Raw genomic sequence first — 20,083 nt, 5'->3', positions numbered from 1 at the left:
GCCACCGAGCTCTATCAGCCCCTCGGTATCGACCGTCGGCTGTTCGTCGCCGCCGACATGGGTTTCGGTACCGACCCCTTCAGCGTGTTTCGTCAGGGCAGCCGAATCGCGCGCTACGAGATCCAGACCCTCACGGCCGGGGTGGACCTCGGGGCGACCCTGCTCGACGGCAACGCGGAGCTGCGCATCGGCGCCGCCTACATCGACTCCAGCCTGGACCGCGACACCGGCGAGCCCGGAACCCTTCCGGAAGGGGGCGATAAGCGCAGCGGTCCCCGCTTGCGGTTCGTCCTCGACACCCTCGACAGCGCCTGGCTGCCGCACCGCGGCCAGCGGTTGCTGGTCGACCTGCGCGCCCCGACACCTGCGCTGGGGGCGGACCTGGATTACCGCCGTCTGCTCGGTCTCTGGACCGGCGCCTGGAGCCGCGCAGACGCCACCTTGGCGCTCCGCGTCCAGTACGGACAGGCTTTCGGCGACCCGATGCCCTACGACCAGCAGTTCCCGCTGGGTGGGTTCCTGCACCTGTCGGGCTATCGCGAGGAGCAGTTCCGCGGCGGACAGACGGCCTTCGGTTCGGTCACCGCCTACCGTCGGTTGCCCGGACTCACGCCCTCGTGGGCCCGCGGGCTATACCTGGGTACCTCCCTGGAGGCTGGCAAGATCGCCGATACGGACCCCAGCCTCACCGAACCCGGGACGCGCTTCGGGGGCAGCCTGTTCCTTGGCCTGGACACCCTGATCGGCCCCGCCTGGCTCGGCGTGGGCATCACCGGCGACAGCGACACCGGTATTTACATGGGCGCAGGCTTTCCGTAGCCGCCCTTGTGCAGATCACCATGCGATCCGCGTGCGAAGCGGATGCTTCTCCAGATCTGATGGACGCCACAGTGCGTAGCGGCGGAGGATGCGGTTGCACGGCGCATGCGGCCTGCTGCATGCGGATTGAGCAGGGTTTCCGCGAAATGAAAACCGCAGTTTGAAGTTCCGCGCCGCCCCGTCTAGGATTAGGGATGTGCGCCGAGGAAAATCTTCATGTCAGTCGTCCAACCCGAAGAGGTTTAGCCGTGAAAAGGATCCAGACCGTGTCATCCATCAAGACGAGTTCTGAAATCAAGGGCTTCAGATCACTGGTCCACTCCGTCGGGGCACCGCTCAGGGCCTTGGATCAAGGCCGAATCCAACTGGGCTACGCCAGACGCGTCGCCGCTCGCGACCGGCGGAATTGGCTCGACGCCAAAGTCTGCTGATTTGCGTACCCACGGCAGTTGGTGAGGCTCTGGGCAGCTCGAGACCGTTTGAGCGCCTCGTGCAGCACGGCAGATGTCTCGGAACCGTTCGTTGTCGTTGTCGTTAGGCGATTTCCGCAAACTTCCATACACGTAGGTTGTGCTGACGATAGGAAGCACAACTTGCGCCGACGGTTGGTTGTGCTGCGCATGCCAGGAAGACCTGTAGGAACTGTAGGGGCGAATTAATTCGCCCCTACACGCCGGTAGATCCTTTCCCGGAAATCACCTTAGTCGATGACGACAACGACAACGACAACGACTACGAAGATGATCTCGGACGGTCTCGGAATTTCTGAACCGTTGCACTAGTGGCGTTGCGGGAACAGACGGCGGATCTCGGAGTCGATGGCGTCGAGGCTCATGGGCTTTGCGATATAGCCATCCATGCCGGCATCAAAACAGCGCGCGCGGTCCTCGCTCATAGCGTTGGCGGTCATGGCGATGATCGGCAGACGAGGTTGGCCTCGTTCGCGCTCGCGTTCGCGGATGGCACGGGTCGCGGTCAAGCCATCGAGGATCGGCATCTCCATATCCATCAAGACCAGTGCATAGCTGTCAGACGCGAGCCGCTCCAGGGCATGCCGACCATCGTCGGCGAGCGCGAACTCCAATTCCAACCGCCCAAGCATGGCGGCGCCAATCTTTTGATTGATCGGGTTATCATCGACCAACAAGATACGACCGCCGACGCGCTCGCTCAAGGGAGATTGGTCAGGTGCGAGATGATCCGGACAGACGTTTTTGCTCGGGCGGTCGGAGTCGCGCGGTGCCTCCTGTCGGGGCAGATGGAAGTGGAAGCATGTGCCCACGCCGACCGCGCTCTCGACTTCGAGGCTTCCGCCCATGGCTTGCACCAGTTCCTTTGAAATGATCAATCCAAGACCGGTCCCGCCGTATTTGCGGGTGATGCTGTCGTCGGCTTGGGTGAATGGTTTGAACAGCTGAGCCAGGGTGGCTGCATCCATGCCAATCCCGGTATCACGGATGTGAAAGCCCAATTCTCCGTTATTATTGGTGATCCGCAGTTCTACTGTGCCGGCTTCAGTGAACTTGATGCCATTGGTGATTAGGTTGATCAGGATCTGGCGCAATCGTGTGGGGTCGCCAACGATGTGCATGGGCAAGTTGGGCGGCATGTCGATTAAGAAGTTGAGACCCTTCGCTACGGCTCGTTCGAGAACGATGCTCCGCACTGATTCGATGGTTTCCTGCAGGTCGAAGTCGATGCGCTCCAGCGTGACGCCGCCGGCTTCGATCTTGGCGATATCGAGCACGGCATTGATGAGATCCATCAGATGCTTGCCCGAGACGGCGATGAGGTCGACGTAATGCTGCTGTTGCGCGGACAGCGGTTCGGACTGCAAGAGCTCGGCGAAGCCGATCACGGCGTTCAGCGGGGTGCGCAACTCGTGGCTCATGTGCGAGACGAAATCGGATTTGGCGCCGCTGGCTTGCTCGGCCGCTTCCTTTGCAATGGCCAGGGCACGTTCGCGCTGAGCGCTCTCGCGGGCGCGCAGCCCATCGGCACGCCGTCGGAGGGCCTGCGCAAAGATCGGCAGGAACCGATGGAAGAGGTCTTGTTGATCGGGCCCGAGCAGGTGGCGGCGATCATCGGTTTCCGCACACACCAGCAGAAACCGGTCCTCACCGACATCGACACGGCCAGACAGCAGGCACTTCAATCCGCTCAGGGGCAGCGTCAGGTTCAGCGCCTCGTTCAAGGCGCTCGGATCGGCCAGCACTCGCCGGGGCCGCTTGGCGAGGTAGTCCAGCCAGGGCGCGGATTGCGTGCAGGTGAGTAAATCCGGATTGGGGTTCGGCGTTGTAAAGGGCAGGAGCGGTGCGTCAAGTGAGCAGAGCACGATGTCGTCGACGCCCAGTGCCTGACTCAGATTGACGAGCAGACGCTCCGGTCCGTGCTCCCAGTCGTCGCTGTCGCCCAGGTCTTGCAGGGCGCGGGCAATCGCCTCGCTGCTCTTGCGCATCCGCTCGTCGCGTTCGCGCAGATTGGCCAACTCGACCAAGGCATCCAGCATCAGGGCTTCATTTTTGGACATGACAAATCGGCAATCAGCGTGCGCGAGAGAACACCACGGACGAGATCATGAGGTTGCCGTGGCGGTTGTGGCAGGCGACGGCCGGCCCCTGCTCGCCGAAGGTGAAGGCCGCTATCATCGGGACACCGGGCATGGCCTTCGCCAGCGAGGCGCGGACCTGGTCCATCTGCGCCTGCACGGTCAGCATGCAGCCGGCGCAGAACACCAGGATCATGCCGGCAACGTCGTCGGGCTCAATCTCTCCGACCCGCGCCGCAGCCTGAGCCACCAACACGGGACGATTGATGACGGCATCGATGGTGCCGCTCATCAGCACCACCTCGTCGCCCTCCGCGACCCGAGTGAACAAGGTCATCGAACCGTCCGGGCGGATGGTTTCGGGGTGAGAGAGGATGTAGACATCCGCCCCGCCGAGCGTGCTCATGGTCCGACCAAGCGGCCAAAGTGACGTGCTCATCAGGACGTTTTCGACACCGGTCTTCGGGATCTCGACTGCACCGTCCGTCCACTCGGCGTAGACTTCGGCCGCGGGCCGACCGTCGATTTCGAGCAGTTGGCGACCGTTGCAGCGGGTGATTCGGCCACCTTCTGATGTTGGAGTGTAACCGGAGTGAAAGGCCGCACCGACCTTGCCGGTGGGAAACAGCGCGCTCAAGACCATGCCCTGCGACACCGCCCTCTCGCCATCGGACATCCGCCACTGACCGGCGATCTCATTATCCGCCGCTGAGCCGCCAACGATGGGCGTGGTATCGGATACCACATCCTGAATGCCCGCGATGACGTCTTCCTCGTCGCCGGGCGCGCTCGACATCCACACCAACGTTGGGCTTTCACCGAACCGACCGGCATCTCTCAGCGCTGCGCGTGTGAGCGCCGAGGCGGCAGAACGGGCGTCGGCGCCCAACTCGCCGCATGCCGTGCCATAGTCGCCTTCCGGATCGGTAATGGCGAAGAGGCATAACCCCGGCTTCGGCCCCATGGCCAGCGCAGTCTCGGTGAAACTGCCATGGCAGGAGGTGGCGAGGTGCAGCCGTGCGCCTGGCCAGCGTTTGCGCAGGGCGTCCGAGACCGTGCTCAGATCATGTCGGGCATCCGCTTGCGCCATGAGGTAATCGGGTTCGATCAAGTCCCGAGCAAGCAGCTCCTCGATGCACGCATCGACGACATCTCCGGTCGAGTCGGACATCGCCGCAGCACTGGCCATTTTCATCATGGTGTGGATCTCCTGAATCGCAGGCGAGAGGTCAGATCCTGCTGCATACTCTCAAGTCAAGCAGCCGGAATTCGGGAAGTCAGACTTAAGAGGATATCTCAAAACAGTTGTTGATTGACCAACTCATCCAATGCCCCGGGCGGTGCCGTTGGCTGCGGCGCGGCAGACATCGTCGCCGACCCGCAACGGCCCAGCGCGCGCCTTATCCACCCAACGCCTACAATTGGGTAGGGTGGATAAGCGCAGCGCATCCACCATCCCCGCTTTCAATGCAATATCCGCAACGACGCGGCATCAGGCGGGTCTATCGGAAGCCATGCGGGTGCATAAGGGGCATCGACTTCCGCGAGTCTTCTGGCGCTGCCCTTGAGATCGGACGGAGGTTGGTCATGTCCAGACGCGCGTTGTCTCTGCTGATGGGGCTGTTGACCATCATGCCCGGCTCACTGCATGCCGCGACCTATCTCGTCGGTCCCACGCGGCCCTACCAGCAGTTGCAGCAGGTCGCCGGCCTGCTGAATCCGGGGGATGTCGTCGAGGTCGACGGCGACCAGGTCTATCCCGGCGAGGTGGTCTTCACGCGCCCCGGGAGCCCCGAGGAGAAGATCCATATCCGTGGTGTCCGGGTCAATGGCAAGCGCCCGGTCATCTCCGGCGGCACCAACGCCGTCGCATTCACCACGCCCTGGCCCTACAACGGACCCAACGGCGGCCACCACTATGTGTTCGAGGGCTTCGAGGTCGCCAATGCAACCAACCGCGGGATCTTCCACCAGGCGAAGGATCTGACGATCCGCGACTGTCTGATCCGGTCCAATCGCAACGGCATCCTTGGCGCGGACCAGGGATCGGGGTCGCTGCTGCTCGAATGCACCGAGCTGACCGAGAACGGGGAGGGCGGGAGCGCGCACCAAGTCTATATGGCGACGGACGAGGTCAATCATCCGGGCAGTGTCTTTCGCATGCAGCACTGCCTGGTGCACAACGGCCGTGGCGGCAACAATGTGAAGTCACGCGCCGAGCGCAACGAGATCTACTACAACCGGATCGAGGGCGCCTTTTACCACGAGCTTGAGCTCATCGGTCCGGATGGGGACGCCGACCATGGCGACTGGTCACTCAAGCGCGAAGACAGCGATGTCGTGGGCAATGTGCTCATCAAGCGCCAGACCGCTTTCGGCAACGATCCGAACTTCTATGTGATCCGGATCGGAGGCGACGGTACCGGGGCGACGCGCGGGCGCTATCGGTTCTTGAACAACACCCTGCTCAACGGGACCCGAGCCGTCTTCCGTCTCTTCGATGAGCTCGAGTCGGTCGAGATTCAGAACAACGTCTTTCACAATCCGAGCGGCACTCTGTCGTTCATGCGCACGCTTGAGGCGACCTGGGTCACCGGTCAGCCGGTCATCGCCGGTCGGGCCAACTGGGTGAAGACGGGCGCCACGGACGTCCCGGCCCAACTGACCGAGACACTCTTCGGTGCCGATCCCGGGTTGGTCGCGTTGGCCGCCGGGAACCTTTTTCCGACCGAGACCAGCCCGCTCGTCGACGCGGGACGTCTGCCGAGCGTCGCGGCCCCTGGATTCGCGTTTCCGTCGCCGTTGGCCGCGCCGACGCGGCTTCCGCCCGATGCGACGCCGGATCCGGCGGGCGGGGCGCGTCATCGCGCGGACAATGGCGCAATCGACATCGGCGCCTTCGAGTATCCGCTCTCCGAGCCGGGTGGCGGCGTGCTGACCGTCCGGATCGAGCCCCTGGCCGCCCGTCAGGCGGGTGCGCGCTGGCGGCGCCTAGGCGAGACCCAGTGGTACCAGGGCGGTGAGACCGAAGAGGGCGTTCCGCCCGGAACGCATCTCGTCGAATTCAGCAGCATCGGCGGCTGGACGGCCCCGGCGCGACTACGGATCGCCATCGAGGGCACACCATTGCCTCGCCTGACCGGGCACTACGCCCAGGTCCGGGGTGCCGTCCTCCACGTCGACGATTCCAATACCAGCGGCAGCGCAACCGGGACCGCTCAGTTTCCCTTCGGAACCCTGCAGGACGCCGTCACTGCGGCCGTCGGCGGGGACACGCTCAAGGTCGCCATCGGCACCTATGCCGCTGTCCAGAGCGCGGGCAAGTCGTTGACGATCCTCGGCGGCTATCCGGGCGCCGAGGCGAGCGACTATGCCGCCGGTCACGGTGGCGCCTTCGAGATCCGCGACCTCGATCCCGAGGCGACGCGGATCAGCGGTGGCTCGGACATGGCGGGCGTCACCTTCACCCGCTTCGATGCGAATCCCTATCACGGGCGACTCGACAATCTGCGGGTGACCCAGAGCCGCAAGGGCGTCGTCTGCGACACGCAGGTGTCCTGGCCGCATCCGGACAATCTGGTCCTGACCAACCTCCTGGTGGATCAGAACGGCCAGGTCGGAGAGGTGACACGCGGCGCCGGGATCCTGGTCTGCGGGAGCGGGATGCAGATCCTCGACAGTCAGGTCCGCGCGAATCACGGTGGACGCGGCGCCGGGATCTCGGGCCAGGCCCAGGGGCTCCTGATCCAGGACAGCCGGATCGAGGACAACATCTGCTATGACGATCACGGCGGCGGGATCTATCTGGCGGGAACCGCGCATCTTGCCCGCAACGGGATCTCCGGGAATCGGGTCGAGCTCGGCTACGGCTGGGGCGGGGGGCTTCTGATCGTCAATGCGGGCTCGAACGCCTCCCTGGAGCAGAACCTGATTCGCGGCAACTATGCGCCTAGTTATGGCGGCGGGGTCTTCATCGACGAGGGTGCCGCGGCGCAGATGCAGAATGATCTCGTCGTGTACAACACCACCGAGGAGGGGATCGGAGGGGGTGTCGCGCTCGATGACGGAACCCCCGGACCATCCCATCTGGAGATGCGCAATTGTACGGTCGCCTTCAACAACGCCGATGTCGGCGCGGATCCGACCTCACGCGGGGGTAACGGCATCTTCATCGATCAGGGATCCTTCGCCGATATCCTCGACAGCCTCTTCTGGGGCAACGGCGACGACTTCTATGTGCGCGAGGGCAGCGACCTGACCCTGACCTGGTCGCTCAGCCAGGAGGTCTGGCCCGGCACGGGCAATCTGTCTGCGAATCCGCTCTTCGCCGATCCCGCGGCGGGCGACTTCCATCTGCGCTCTCAAATCGGCCGCTATCTGCCCTCGCAGGGAAGCTGGGTCGTCGATACGCAACAGAGTCCGGCGATCGACGCCGGTGATCCGACCTCGCCGTTCGGATCCGAGCCCCAGCCCAACGGTGGCCGGGTCAACATCGGCGCATTCGGCAATACAGCCGAGGCGAGTCTCGGCGGCGTGCCGGCCGCGTTGCCGGACTTCGTCGTGACCAACCTCGTCCTGACGCCCGCGACCCCGCAGGCGGGCGAGACCTTCAGTGCTGAGGTCACCGTTCTGAATCAGGGGCCGGGTGCGGGGGTGCCGTGGCAACTGCAGTTGTGGACCGACCAGGCCGGCGCGCCCACCTGCGGTGCGCTCGGGGATGCGGCCAAGACACTCAGCAGCCTGGCCGCGGGGGCGAGCCGCACGCTGACCTTCACCGGCCTGCTTGCGCCCGGTGCAGGCACCCGGACCCTCATGGCTTTCGTGGACGCCGGGTGTGAGACGGCGGAATCGAACGAGACCAACAACCAACTCGCGAAGACCTACCAGGTTCCGGCCGCGCCCGCTCCGGACTTCACGATCACCCGGATCCTGCTGACACCGGAAACCCCGCGGGCGAATCGGACCTTCAGGGCCAGGGTGACGGTGACGAACCAGGGCACCGCCGCGGGGCTTTCGGATGCACTGCTGGTTTGGACGAATCAATCCATGACTCAGGCCTGCGGCGCGGCGAGCGACAAGTCTATCGCGGTAGGCCGTCTCGCCGCGGGCGCGAGCCGAACGCTCGTCGTTACGAGGCTGCCGGCGGGATCCGCGCAGTCCAAGACCTTTCGGGCGTTCATCGACGGCCGATGTGTCACGGCGGAGTCGAACGAGGACAACAATCAAGCCACGCAGACCTACCAGGTGGTTCCATGACGATCTTTGTCCAGGCGGCGACACGAGTCATGCGCGTCGGGATGCTTGCTCTCGGGTCAGGTGTCCGATTCGGATCGAGGTGGCGCGGGCGAGGGTAACATCGCGGAGATGGCCCGGAATGCGCCGAAACAACGGCTCGGTTTCAGGTCTCTCCCGTGGCGAAGCCGTTAAGCGGTTTCATACGGCGCTGCTGGGGGGATTTTGGAACCGACAAAGGGCTTCCTGATTAGAAAGATTCTTCCGCCAGGCTCACGGAATGAGCCACCGGCGGGCGCAGACTGCAGGCAGATCCACCACCCGAGTGAGCCAGCCATAGCCATGAATCGGATCCAGTTCCAGCACGGGATGTCGTTGTTCGAGCACTTCCAACGCTTCGGCACCGAGGCGCAGTGCGCGGCGGCGCTGGAGCGCACGCGCTGGCCGGACGGGTTTCGCTGCCCGAACTGCGGCGGAGCCGCGCACTGCGTGCTGCGCGGCGGCGCCCGCAAGACCTTCCAATGCAACGCCTGCCATCATCAGACCTCGCTGATCGCCGGGACCCTGTTCGAAGGCACCAAACTGGGACTGACCGTGTGGTTCCTGGCGATCTATCTCATCGGCGAGGCGAAGACCGGGCTCTCGGCCCTGGCCCTAAAACGCGATCTCGGGGTCAGCTATCCGACCGCCTGGCTGATCCACCACAAGCTGATGCAGGCGATGGTCGAGCGCGAGGCCGCCACGGCGCTGTGCGGAACCGTGCAGGTCGACGACGCCTATCTCGGCGGTGAGCTCGTCGGCGGCACCGCGGGACGGGGTTCGGAGAACAAGGTGCCCTTCATCGGCGCGGTCTCGCTCAACGACCAAGGCCATCCGTTGCGTGCCAAGTTCACCCGCGCCGCCATCGCCGACTGGGCGGGCGCAAACCTCGCCCCGTCGAGTACTGTCATCTCCGACGGCCTGGCCTGCTTCGCCGGCCTCACCGACATCGGCTGCACCCACCAGCCGACCGTCGTCGGTGCGCGCAAACCCAAGGACCTGCCGATGTTCCGCTGGATCAACACCGTCCTCGGCAATCTCAAGACCAGCTTCAGCGGTGCTTACCATAGCTTCGACTTCAGCAAGTATGCCGAGCGCTACCTCGGCGCGATCGCCTATCGCTTTAACCGCCGCTTCGATCTGCAGGCGCTGCCGACACGCCTGTTGGTGGCGGCGGTGACCTGCGCGCCGCGGCCGGAACCGTGGATCCGGCGCGTGGCTGAAGTTCCTTGCTAATCAGGAAGGGCTTAAACTCCTTTTTGCCCTCTGATTGTCAAGCGGCAACCGTGGTCTGTCCCCGGTTTTTATAGGCGCCCGCCACGGCGTATACCGGGTTTCAATCGCTTGATCTGCGTTGGGGTGACGCCGCGGCACCGGGTGTCCACCTGCACGTGGTTGATCACCGCTTCCTCGAGGTGACCTGCGGGTGCGGGCACCACACCCGTGAGCGCCCCACGCAGGTCGCGGTCGAGGACACCCTGGAGGGCGTGCAGCTGCGCGAATGGCGTCTGGTCGGTCCCGGGCTGGCGACCCTGATCATCGCGCTGAGCCTGCGCTTTCGTCTCTCACGCCGGCGCATCCAAGAATTCCTCGACGACTGGTTGGGCGTGCACCTGAGCATCGGAACCATCCACCAGACCCTGCATGAGAGCGCCGCCGTCGTCGCACCTGCCGAAGCAACGCTGCTCGCCGACATTCAGCGCAGCGGCCTGCTGCATGCCGACGAGACCTCCTGGCCACAACAGCCCCAACGCCTGTGGTTGTGGGTCTTCCTCACCACCACGACGACCCTCTTCGTGATCGCCGGACGCGGCAAAGCCACGGTGACCCGCGTGCTGGACGGCTTCGGCGGTTGGTTGATGAGCGACGGGTGGTTCTCCTACCGCGGGTATCCGCAGCGCCTGCGCTGCTGGGCCCACCTGCTGCGCAAGGCACAAGGGTTGATCGAGGGTTACGATGCGGACGGGCGGCGTTTCGGTCGCCTCGTGCACACGACCCTCGAAACCCTGATGGCGGCGATCTACGCGGCCCGCGAGGGACCACCGCCCGACGCCGCCGCACGCGATCTGCCGCGCACGCACGCGGTGGCGCTGGCGGCGCTGCGTCACGCCTGTCTTGATCATCTCGGCCATCGGCACGAGAAGACCAAGGCGCTGGCGGTCGAGTTCTACACCGACTGGGACGCGATCTTCAACGTCCTGAAGCACCTGCACTTGCCGTTGACCAACAACGAGGCTTATGCCGCGCGCGGCATAAGCGTCGTTATGCCGCACTCCCGGATATGCCGCGTGGATCTTGGCCCACCCAGCTTTCATCGTCGGGTCCCTGATGTTCGGTTGATTTCGAGTCGGCATAGTCACAGCGACGTCAGGAAGGATAGCAGGCTGTCCTGCGGTTGGAATCGGGTTGGCGGGACGCCTGAGGGGTCGCTGTAGCCAAGGGCACGCTCCTTCAGTTTCAGATCGGCATGCAGATACCGATTCGTCGTCTCGATCGATTCGTGACCGAGCCAGAGGGCGATGACGGTCAGGTCAACCCCGTTGTTCAGGAGGGCCATGGCGGCGGTGTGTCGAAGGGTATGCGGAGTGATCCTGCGGCCCCGCAACGTGGGACAGGTGGTGCTGGCCGAGGCGACATGTCGGCTGACCGTGCGTTGTAACGCGTCGGCACTGAGAAAGCCGCCGCGCATGCCGGGAAAGAGCGGCTCGTCGGCGAGCCCCTGTTGTTCGGCCAACCAGACGCTGACTTCGCCGACAACGTGACTGCGCAACGGTGTGCATCGGGTTTTCCGGCCTTTTCCCAGGCAGTGGATGTGTGCCCCCACCCCGAGTTCGACATCTCGGCAGCGTAAGGCGCGCAGTTCGGCGTTGCGCATCCTGGTCTGCACCGCCACCAGCAGGAGCGTATGGTCGCGGCGGCCGATCCACGTGGACACATCCGGCGCCGACAACAGCGCCGCGGTCTCCTGCTCATTCAGGAACGCGACCGACCGTTGTTCGTGGCGCTTGGTCGGGATGGCCTGAGTGCGGTCAGCGATTTTGATGGTTTCGCGATCAAGTTGCGTGATGGGGGTCGGCGAAGCGCTCCCCCGGTCTCGCGCGGCCGGGGTGTGGGCCGGCGGCGCGAGGTGGATCAAGCGCAGTGGCGGGACTCAGAACAACAGGGGATCGTCGAAATCCGGTCCGTCGAACAGGTCCGGTTGGTGGTCGTGAGGCCGGTTTTCGTCGCGTTCGGCATCGCGAATTTGGGAGGCGTAGCGGGTCTCGAACTGATCGGTCAGTCGGAAGAGGACCTCCCGGATGGCGAGGACCGCGTCATCGGACAAGGGTGGCCAGAAGAATGGCTGCAGGGTGGTATAGGGCTGCGGCATGGTGGTGCTCCGAGTGGGTCAACGTGGCAGGGCAGCCCGCCGCGGGGTGGCGGTGGCGGGCGGGGTGAAGACCTCGAGGAAGAGCGCCTCGTCGAGGTGGGGGCGCTCGGTTTGGGCGGCGACGGCGAGCAGCTCGGCGGCCAGGGTGGCGAGGATGCGGTAATTGCCGGCGGCGTGGTCGCAGAGGGTGTGTTGCAGGGGCTCGCTCATGAGGGCGGCGTTGCCGGCGCTGGCGCACAGGTGTTGCAGGCAGGCGAGCAGCTCCTCGCGGCGCGCATGCTCGGTGGCCAGACGGGTGCGGATGCGCGAGCCCAGGGGCAGCAGCTCCTCGCGGCGCAGGTGATCGGTGAGGCGGGTATCCCCGGCGAGGACGACGCACAGCAGCGGTTGGGAGTCGAAGCGGGCACTGGCGAGCAGGCGCAGCTCGTTGAGCACGGCGGGACTCATTTCCTGGGCCTCGTCCACCAGCAGCACGGCACGCCGACGCGTCGTCTCCAGATGGCCGAGCCAGGTGGCACGCAGCGCCTTGAAGCCGCCCCAGCGGTTGTGCGGACGCAGCGGGACGCTGAACAGCTCGCCGAGCTCGCGGTAGAAATCCCCGAGGCTGCTTTGCGGATGGTCGATGGCGCCGACGGCCAGATCCGGGAGCCGGGCGAGGCGCTCGGCGAGCAGACGCAGCACCACGCTTTTGCCGGTGCCCGGTTCGCCGTGGATCATCGCAAACCCGCCCTCGCGGATCTGCGCCTGCTCGATGCGCCACAGGAACTGCTCCACGCGCGGGGGGATGTAGAGGGCCTCGATGGGCAGTTCCGAGGAGAAGGGATGCCATTTCAGGCCGTAGAGGGCGAGCAGTCGCGCATTCATCGGATATCTTCGGCGGTGTTCAGGGGCAGATAGGCCGGCGGCAGGCCGGTCGCGGCATGGGTCTCGAGGAGCTGGCGCAGCAGCGGCGCGATGCCGCCGGGCGCGCGCGGTTGCGGGGGCGGTGCGCCGGGCACCAGCGCACGGCGGGCCTCCCCGGCATTGGCGGCCTTATCCAGCGGGCGCACGGCACTCAGGATCGCGCCGCCGTGCGGATCCACCAGATCGACATGGGCCAGATCCCAGCGCGCGTAGCGCAGATGCACCGTCTCCAGGGCGCGGTAGCGCGCGGGGATTTCCAGGCGGATGCCGGCCAGGCTGACGGTGCCGTCGGCCCGGCGCTGGCGTCGCGCGCCCTCGATGCGAAAGGCCGCGCGCAGAGCAGCGGCGTCCGGGCAGGGGCGCGCCACGGTCGGGCCCTCCAGATAGCGCGCCAGCGGCGTGGCGGCCAATTCCGAATGGGTGCTGCGGTGATACTCCTGCTCGACCCAGGCTTGGGTGGCGCGGTTGAGAGTGTCCAAGGTCAGCCCCGGCTCGCCTTCGAGCATCGCCATCAGGCGGCCTTCCACGCGGCCCCAAAAGGCCTCTTGCTTGGCGTTCTGGTACTTACGTGGCTGAACACATAACTATCAGTATGTGGCGCTCGAAACTATGTGGCCGAGCACTGAACTGCCCACCTGATCGCTGAGGATCGGCCAAAAAGGCGCCACATAACTGCGGCGCTGTTGGTCATCATGACGCCTCTTACAGACGGAGGTTGATCATGATTGAGACGCTCTTGAAGCGGTCCGCCGTGCTCGCTCGCTACCAGGACGCCCCGTACGCATTGGAGAGAGATGCGTTCCTGACAGCCTGCGCGCAAGCGGGCTATTCCAACGCCATGCTGAAGAAGATCGCCTGGGGGTTGCTGGCGGTTGCCGACAGCATTGATCTCAGCGTCCAGATCAGCACACAGGACATTGAGCTGGCCGTGGAGCGTCGGACGCATTTCACACGCCAGAGGACCGATCCCCAAGCGAACAGCTCGCCGGACACGCGACAGTTGCTCATCCGCTTCGCCACGCAATGGGTTCGGAGCATGGGCGCGTTGCGGCTGCCCGAGGCGGAGTACTCGCCTTTTACAGCGCAGTGTGAGGTCTTTGACCGGTATCTGCGCGAGGAACGCGGCTTGTCGTCGGTGACGATTGCCACGCGCCGTGAGCGCCTCGTGTGGTTTTTCCGTGAGCTGAATCCGTCTCGGCAGGCCTTGTACGACATCCTCATCTCCGACATCGATGCGTTCCTGGAGGCGAAAGGCAAACAGGGTTGGACACGCGCCTCGTTGTCCGCCTTGGCGGGTTCCTTGCGCAGTTTCTTCACGTTTGCCGAAGCCCGAGGTTGGTGTGCTCCGGGACTGGCCGCTGTCATCGAGTCACCTCGGTTGTATGCCCGTGAAGGTCTTCCCGAAGGTCCCGACTGGAACGATGTCCAGCGCCTGCTGGCCAGTTGCAACACCGATCGCCCTGTCGACATGCGTGACCAGGCGATTGTGCTGTTGCTGGCGATGTACGGCTTGCGTCGAGGGGAGGTGGCCGGGCTGTCTCTGGAGGATCTGGACTGGGAACAGGACCGGATCCAGGTGCGCAGGCCCAAGCAACGCCTCGCGCAACGCTACCCATTGCAGCCCGCCGTCGGTCAAGCCATTCTGCGCTATCTGCGTGAGGTGCGACCACGGTGCGCCGAGCGGGCGCTCTTTCTTTCCCTCCTCGCACCGATCCGCCCGCTATCGGCGGCAAGCATCACGGCCCTTGTCCACAATCGCCTAAGTCGTCTGGGCCTGACGCTGGCGCCGCGTGGGGCGCACTGTTTGCGACACGCCTGCGCCAGTCATCTGCTGGCTTCGGGATTTACCCTGAAGCAGATCGGTGATCACCTCGGTCATCGCGCGGCCAATTCCACGTTGAGTTACACCAAGGTCGATCTGGTGGGGCTCCGGCAAGTGGCCGACATCGATCTGGGGGCACTGCGATGATCCTCAGTGCAATCGTCTCACAGTACATCTCCCACAAGCGTGCTTTGGGTTACCGGTTTCAGACCGAGGACGCGATCCTCCGGTCGTTTTGTCGTTGCGTCGGTGACCAGCCACTCGCGCAGATCGAACCCCATGAGATTCTCCCCTTCCTCAACGGCAACGGACCGGTGACGGCGTACTGGGAGAAGAAATACCGCGTTCTGTCGGGGCTCTACCGGTTCGCCCTGGCCCGTGGGTATGTGGTCTGCATCCCGCTGCCCCGGACGGTTCCCGCGCAGACGCTGCCCGCGTTCGTCCCGTATATCTACGCTCGGGCGGAACTCAAACGCTTGCTCGAGGCGGTGCCTGCGGCCTGTTCCAGCCGAGCACGTATCGATGCCGACGTGTTTCGAACCGTTCTGCTCCTGCTCTACGGCGCAGCGCTGCGGATCAGCGAAGCGCTCTCGCTCAGCATCGCCGACGTTGATTTGCCGCGCGCCTGCCTGCGGGTTCGCGGGACGAAGTTCTACAAGACACGTGATGTGCCATTGGGCGCGGACCTGATACAGGTCCTGAGCGACTACATTCGTGCCAATCCGCGCCTGCAGTCGGCCGCCGCAACGGCGCCTTTGTTCTGCCTTCGGGATGGCGCACCGCTGACGAGGTCTGCCGTCCACGGTGCCTTTCGACGCCTCCGCATTGCGGCGGGGATTGTTCGCGAGGGCGGTCCAAGGCGACAACCACGCCTGCATGATCTTCGCCACACGGCAGCCGTCCACCGTCTCGTCGCGTGGTATCGCAGCGGTGCCGACCTGAACGATCTGTTGCCCAAATTGGCCACCTATCTCGGACACGTCGATCTTTCGGCGACGCAGCGTTACTTGACCATGACGGCGGATCTGCTCCACGAGGCCAGCCTGCGCTTCGAACGCTATACACTGGAGCACGCCCATGAGTGAACCCGGAGTGCTCGGTCCTTGGGTGCGGCGTTTCCTGCTCGAGTATTTGGTGTTGGAGCGCAACCTCTCGATCAACACCCAGCGCAGCTATCGTGACATGTTGGCGTTGCTGCTGCCCTTCGTCAGTGATCGTCTCCACAAGGCGATTGACCATCTGAAGATCACCGACCTAACGCCGGATCTCATCCGCGCATTTCTCGCCGATGTCGAAGCGCACCGAGGCTGCATGGTGGCGACCCGCAACCAGCGCCTCGGGGCCGTGCATGCCTTCGCACAATTCATCGGGGAGCGCAATCCGGAGTCTATCGAGTGGTGTATGCAGGTTCGTCAGATCCCGTTCAAGAAGACCGACCATCCGCTGATCACCTACCTTGAAAAAGCGGAGATGGAGGCGCTGCTGGCGTCGCCGGATCGACAAACAATGCAAGGGCAGCGTGATTATGCCCTGTTGCTGTTCCTGTACAACTCAGGAGCGCGTGCCAGCGAGGCGGCATCGCTTAGAATCGGGGACATCGATTGGTATGCCCACTGCGTCAGGATTCTTGGCAAGGGAAACAAACAGCGCTTGTGTCCATTGTGGTCAGTCACACTCGATGAATTGAAACGCCTAGCCGCACAACGCGGGCAGGAACAGCGTGTGTTTCTGAATCGCAATGCTCAACCGATCACCCGGTTCGGCATTCACACCTTGGTCGAACGCCATGCCTTGAGAGCCTGCACTCAGGTTCCGTCGCTCGCCACGAAACGCGTCAGTCCACATGTCATCAGACACAGCACGGCAACGCACCTGCTGCGTTCGGGGGTGGACATCAATACCATCCGGGTCTGGCTGGGTCACGTCTCGCTGAACACGACCAACATCTATGCAGAGACCGACCTGGAGACCAAAGCCCGCGCTCTCGCCATCTGTGCGCCACCGACGGATGGGGACGGGGCGGCTACGTCCTGGCACAAGCAGCCCGATCTGATGGTGTTCCTTCGGGGTCTTTGATCCGTGATCGACCGTTATGTGGCGCTCGTCTGACGGGCGGTTCGGCACAGCGCGACGCGCCAGACGCTGCGCCACATAGATTCAGGCGCCACATACTGATAGGGCGAATAGGGCAAGGTGGTCTGGTGCAGGACGCCCAGTCGGGCCAGTCCGGCGGTCGTCTCCTCGGCCAGCATCGCCGCGCCGTTGTCGGTCATCAGGGCGCGCGGCAGGCCGCGCTTCATGAACGCTTGGGACAGCCCGTGCACCAGCACCTCGGCGGTCTCGTTGGTGTACCACTGCAGATGACAGACCAGACGCGAGCGGTCGTCGATGACGCCGAACAGCAACGGCGTCAGCCAGGTTCCGGACGGCGTGAGCACCTTGCGCGAGCCGTGGTGGAAATCCAGGTGCCACAGTATGCGGTGCACCGCATACTGTGGCATATGTGGAGTCCCGCATTATGCGCAGTCGGATTCCGTGAGGTCGGACATGGCGCTTGAATACCCTGGGGATTTCGCTAGGTCGGCGCGTCTATCGCAGCGCATAACATGACTGCTCCATCCCTAACAATTTGGAGTACGTCATGCTCAACGACTACGTGGTCGACCCCAGTGCGCAGGAGCGGCTTCGCCGTGGAAGCGCCGGAAGCCACTTGGACGGCTTCACCGACTGGCTTGCAGCCCACCAATACACCGACATGACGATCCGCAGCTATATTGGGGCTGCCGATCGGTTCATGACGTGGTGGGCTGACGTATCCGCAGGGGCAGCCTTACCCGGACCGGACCACGCGTGTTTGGCCGGGTATCGGGAGCATCTCTCCGCAGTTGAGCACCCAGGCGCGCGAACTCATGAGCGGGGCAACGCCTATTGCGGGGCCCGGCGTTTCTTGGTGTTTCTTCAACACACCGGCATCATCCCGACGATGCCGCCGGCCGGCCGCCCACGGCAGGAGCTGGAGATCCGGTTTTGCAGTTGGATGCTCCAGCACCGGGGGGTATGCCGAGCCCTTTGCGCTGTCAGTAAGTTACTGAAGCAACAGGCTGCACCGGGTCGAGACATTTTCGTTTACCCCGGTTCCGGGGGCGGCATCGACGATCGATCAGTGGCTTACGTGGGCGGGGTCGGGCGATGAGCGAATAGTCACCCCGGCCTCGCGGGGCGTGCAAAGAGGCGGCCGCCAAGGGATCATATCGTTGTCGAGACGATCCTTTGCAGGAGGACCCCATGGCGACCATTGAACCGAGCTTGTTTGACTGGCGGGATGTCGAAGCGTGCAGCGACTTGGATCGCTTCTACCTGGCGCGGGATCATCTCCCGGATGCGCGGTTGCTGCAATACCTGGAAGTCATGCGCGGGGCGGGCCGCGACGACTACCCGGTGGCGGCGATGTGGAATGCACTGATCGCCGGGGTGGTCTTCCAGCATCCCTCGGTGGAAGCGCTGCTGCGCGAACTGGCGCGCAACCCCGCATTAATGCAGGCGTATGGCTTTGCGGTCTTACCGATCCAGCGCAAGCCGGTGACACGGTTGGTACGCGATGCGGCAACCGGACGCCTGCAGGCGGTGCGCGAGGCGCCGGCCGATCCGCGTGCGGCGGTGCCCACCAGTTCGAGCTTCTCGCGTTTTCTGGCCAACGTCGTCGAATTGGAGGAGACGTTGGGGATGGTGACGGGGATGATCGTGCCCCTGCGCGAGCAGTTGATGGCGGCGTTGCCGGATTTCGGCGGTCATCTCGGCTATGACGGCAAGGCCATCGAGAGCCACAGCACCGGGCGGGCCAGTCGCACCACCGGGGCGACCTCCGATCCGGAGGCCGATTGGGGCAAGCACGAAACCGGCGGGATCGACGCGCGCACCGGCAAGGCTTGGAGCAAGGTCAAGAGCTGGTTCGGCTACGGTCTGCACCTGATCGCCGACACCCGCTACGAGATCCTCGTGGCGATGCACCTCACCCCGGCCTCCCACGCCGAGCAGCCCGAGTTGCAGGCAATGATCAGGGAGCTGTTCGCCGAGACCCCCGCGTTGGCGCAGCGCTGCGCCGACTTCAGCGCCGATCGCGGTCTGGACAGCGCCGAAACCAAGGCGCTGTTGTGGGATGAGTACGGTATCCGCCCCTTGATCGACACCCGCGAACTGTGGCGCGAGGAGAAGCAACACCCCGACTACGACCCGTCCAAGCCGATCACGCGCCCCCTCTTCCCCGAGCGGGTCGACACCATCGTGCATACCGAGAAGGGCAGCGTTCACTGCATCTGCCCGCACACCGGCGTGCAGCGCGACTTGGCCTTCCAGGGTTTCGAGGCCGATCGCAACGCCCTGAAATACCGCTGCCCGGCCGCCGCCTACGGGCTGGACTGCCAAGGCCGCGACGCCTGTCATCAAGCCGGCGGCGTCTCGCCCGGCGACTACGGGCGCATCGTGCGGATCCGCCTGGAGACCCATGATCGGCGCATCTTCGTGCCCACGCCCCACGGCAGCCCGAGTTGGCAGCGCGGCTACAACCGGCGCAGTGCTCTGGAGCGCATCAACAACCGCATCGACAACAGCTTCGGCTTCGAGCGGCACTTCATTCGGGGTCGGGCGAAGATGACTACCCGCGTCGGCTTGGCCCTGGCGGTCATGATGGCGATGGCCTTGGGGCATGTTCGGCAAGGGCGTATCGAACAGATGCGCTCGTTGGTGCAGCCGATCCCCGCCACCTGCTAGCCTGCCCCCCTTCATGGCTCCGGGTCAGGCCGCAGCGGCGTTGCCTGCGGGCAGGGCTGTCCGTCGTCTGGCGTTATTGAGAGTGAATCTTATTTGCGGACCCTGCCGCGCTGCCGAGCGTCCCCGATGGCGTGAAAAACCCGCCGTGCAGGCTGGCTCGACCGTCGACGATGCTCAGCAGGTCCGGGAAAAACGCAGCAGCGCAAATGGCTCATGCCAGAGCACACTTGACGGCTACGCTCGGGTCGTCGACCGGTTGCTGACAGCCATCGGCACCGAGCCGCGCCTCTACACGGCCGAGCAGTTGCGCACCTTTGTCCTCTCGCAGGCGCACGGTTGGAGCCACAGCAAGTCCGACACGCTGATTACCGCAGTGCGCATGTTCGTGCGTTTCCTCATCGCCGGCCAAGAGTGCCCCGAGCACTTGCAGTATGCGATCCCGCGGGTAGCCGGTTGGCGCCTGGCTAGGGAGTTCAATCTGACCCGATAAGGCACGAAATAGCTCATGCCGGTCTCGTGTCGCGGGGTGCGGGTGGTGATGCGCCGGCTGTCCTCCCGCCGGCCGCCATCGACAGCCCCGTCG

General features: G+C 64.5%; 15 protein-coding genes and 2 pseudogenes. 10 read left to right on the top strand and 7 right to left on the bottom strand.

The genetic code is table 11. The features are described 5' to 3' along the window. On the top strand, positions 1 to 819 hold an 819-nt coding region (locus tag AADX97_RS26875), incomplete at its 5' end, for a BamA/TamA family outer membrane protein (RefSeq protein ID WP_374238776.1). 778 nt (positions 820 to 1,597) lie between these two features. On the opposite strand, the gene AADX97_RS26870 is transcribed toward AADX97_RS26875, so the two are convergent. Both AADX97_RS26870 and AADX97_RS26865 read right to left on the bottom strand, forming a co-directional pair. After that, positions 1,598 to 3,349 (bottom strand): ATP-binding protein, encoded by a 1,752-nt coding sequence (locus tag AADX97_RS26870; RefSeq protein WP_374235452.1) that lies wholly within the window; start codon positions 3,347 to 3,349, stop codon positions 1,598 to 1,600. A 13-nt stretch (positions 3,350 to 3,362) separates the two neighbouring features. After that, positions 3,363 to 4,565, bottom strand: coding sequence for an FIST signal transduction protein (locus AADX97_RS26865; RefSeq protein WP_374235453.1), 1,203 nt, complete (start codon positions 4,563 to 4,565; stop codon positions 3,363 to 3,365). 389 nt (positions 4,566 to 4,954) lie between these two features. On the opposite strand from AADX97_RS26865, the gene AADX97_RS26860 reads away from it, so the two are divergent. The 3 genes from AADX97_RS26860 to AADX97_RS26850 all read left to right on the top strand — a co-directional run bounded on the left by AADX97_RS26860 (position 4,955) and on the right by AADX97_RS26850 (position 11,073). Beyond that, positions 4,955 to 8,623, top strand: coding sequence for a CARDB domain-containing protein (locus tag AADX97_RS26860; RefSeq protein WP_374235454.1), 3,669 nt, complete (start codon positions 4,955 to 4,957; stop codon positions 8,621 to 8,623). Between the two features lie 312 nt (positions 8,624 to 8,935). After that, entirely contained in the window at positions 8,936 to 9,874 is a 939-nt protein-coding gene (locus AADX97_RS26855) for an IS1595 family transposase (protein WP_374235470.1), read from the top strand. A 155-nt stretch (positions 9,875 to 10,029) separates the two neighbouring features. Beyond that, positions 10,030 to 11,073: a transposase gene (locus AADX97_RS26850; protein WP_374235455.1), complete on the top strand. Its 1,044-nt coding sequence runs from the start codon at positions 10,030 to 10,032 to the stop codon at positions 11,071 to 11,073. Here the strand turns inward: AADX97_RS26850 and AADX97_RS26845 are convergent. The 4 genes and pseudogenes from AADX97_RS26845 to AADX97_RS26830 all read right to left on the bottom strand — a co-directional run. After that, positions 10,995 to 11,774, bottom strand: a complete 780-nt coding sequence (locus tag AADX97_RS26845) for a tyrosine-type recombinase/integrase (protein WP_374235456.1) — start codon at positions 11,772 to 11,774, stop codon at positions 10,995 to 10,997. The genes AADX97_RS26850 and AADX97_RS26845 overlap by 79 nt on opposite strands. Before the next feature lie 15 nt (positions 11,775 to 11,789). Continuing rightward, positions 11,790 to 12,008 (bottom strand): hypothetical protein, encoded by a 219-nt coding sequence (locus tag AADX97_RS26840; protein ID WP_007193888.1) that lies wholly within the window; start codon positions 12,006 to 12,008, stop codon positions 11,790 to 11,792. Between the two features lie 18 nt (positions 12,009 to 12,026). Further along, positions 12,027 to 12,872, bottom strand: coding sequence for an ExeA family protein (locus AADX97_RS26835; RefSeq protein ID WP_374235457.1), 846 nt, complete (start codon positions 12,870 to 12,872; stop codon positions 12,027 to 12,029). Beyond that, positions 12,869 to 13,474, bottom strand: a pseudogene (locus AADX97_RS26830) (IS481 family transposase); the annotation flags it as partial. The gene AADX97_RS26835 and the pseudogene AADX97_RS26830, both read right to left, overlap by 4 nt. A 158-nt stretch (positions 13,475 to 13,632) precedes the next feature. On the opposite strand from AADX97_RS26830, the gene AADX97_RS26825 reads away from it, so the two are divergent. From AADX97_RS26825 to AADX97_RS26815, 3 genes are read left to right on the top strand one after another with little or no spacing between them, the layout of a single operon-like run. Then, complete coding sequence (locus AADX97_RS26825; RefSeq protein ID WP_374235458.1) at positions 13,633 to 14,880, top strand: tyrosine-type recombinase/integrase; 1,248 nt, start codon at positions 13,633 to 13,635, stop codon at positions 14,878 to 14,880. Next, a complete protein-coding gene (locus tag AADX97_RS26820; protein WP_374235459.1) occupies positions 14,877 to 15,818 on the top strand; it encodes a tyrosine-type recombinase/integrase in 942 nt (313 codons plus the stop codon). Before AADX97_RS26825 ends, AADX97_RS26820 begins: the two co-directional genes overlap by 4 nt. Next, on the top strand, positions 15,811 to 16,809 hold the full coding sequence (locus AADX97_RS26815) for a tyrosine-type recombinase/integrase (protein WP_374235460.1): 999 nt from the start codon (positions 15,811 to 15,813) through the stop codon (positions 16,807 to 16,809). Before AADX97_RS26820 ends, AADX97_RS26815 begins: the two co-directional genes overlap by 8 nt. A gap of 71 nt (positions 16,810 to 16,880) precedes the next feature. Here AADX97_RS26815 and AADX97_RS26810 read toward each other — a convergent pair. Then, positions 16,881 to 17,207, bottom strand: a pseudogene (locus tag AADX97_RS26810) (DDE-type integrase/transposase/recombinase); the annotation flags it as partial. Positions 17,208 to 17,374: 167 nt separating this feature from the next. Between AADX97_RS26810 and AADX97_RS26805 the strand changes: the two are divergent. The 3 genes from AADX97_RS26805 (at position 17,375) to AADX97_RS26795 (ending at position 19,990) form a co-directional block, all read left to right on the top strand. Then, the gene (locus AADX97_RS26805) at positions 17,375 to 17,926 is read left to right on the top strand and encodes a hypothetical protein (protein WP_374235461.1); all 552 of its coding nucleotides are present in this window, start codon (positions 17,375 to 17,377) and stop codon (positions 17,924 to 17,926) included. Positions 17,927 to 18,018: 92 nt separating this feature from the next. Beyond that, entirely contained in the window at positions 18,019 to 19,500 is a 1,482-nt protein-coding gene (locus tag AADX97_RS26800; RefSeq protein ID WP_374235462.1) for a transposase, read from the top strand. A gap of 82 nt (positions 19,501 to 19,582) precedes the next feature. Next, positions 19,583 to 19,990, top strand: coding sequence for a hypothetical protein (locus AADX97_RS26795; RefSeq protein ID WP_374235463.1), 408 nt, complete (start codon positions 19,583 to 19,585; stop codon positions 19,988 to 19,990). The last annotated feature ends 93 nt before the right edge of the window (positions 19,991 to 20,083 follow it).

The organism is Thiocapsa sp. C2-2m (assembly GCF_041903745.1).
In the GTDB taxonomy this organism is placed as follows: domain Bacteria; phylum Pseudomonadota; class Gammaproteobacteria; order Chromatiales; family Chromatiaceae; genus Thiocapsa; species Thiocapsa roseilacustris.
The sequence above is the reverse complement of the archived record's forward strand: the minus strand, read 5'-3'. Positions and strand labels throughout refer to the sequence as shown.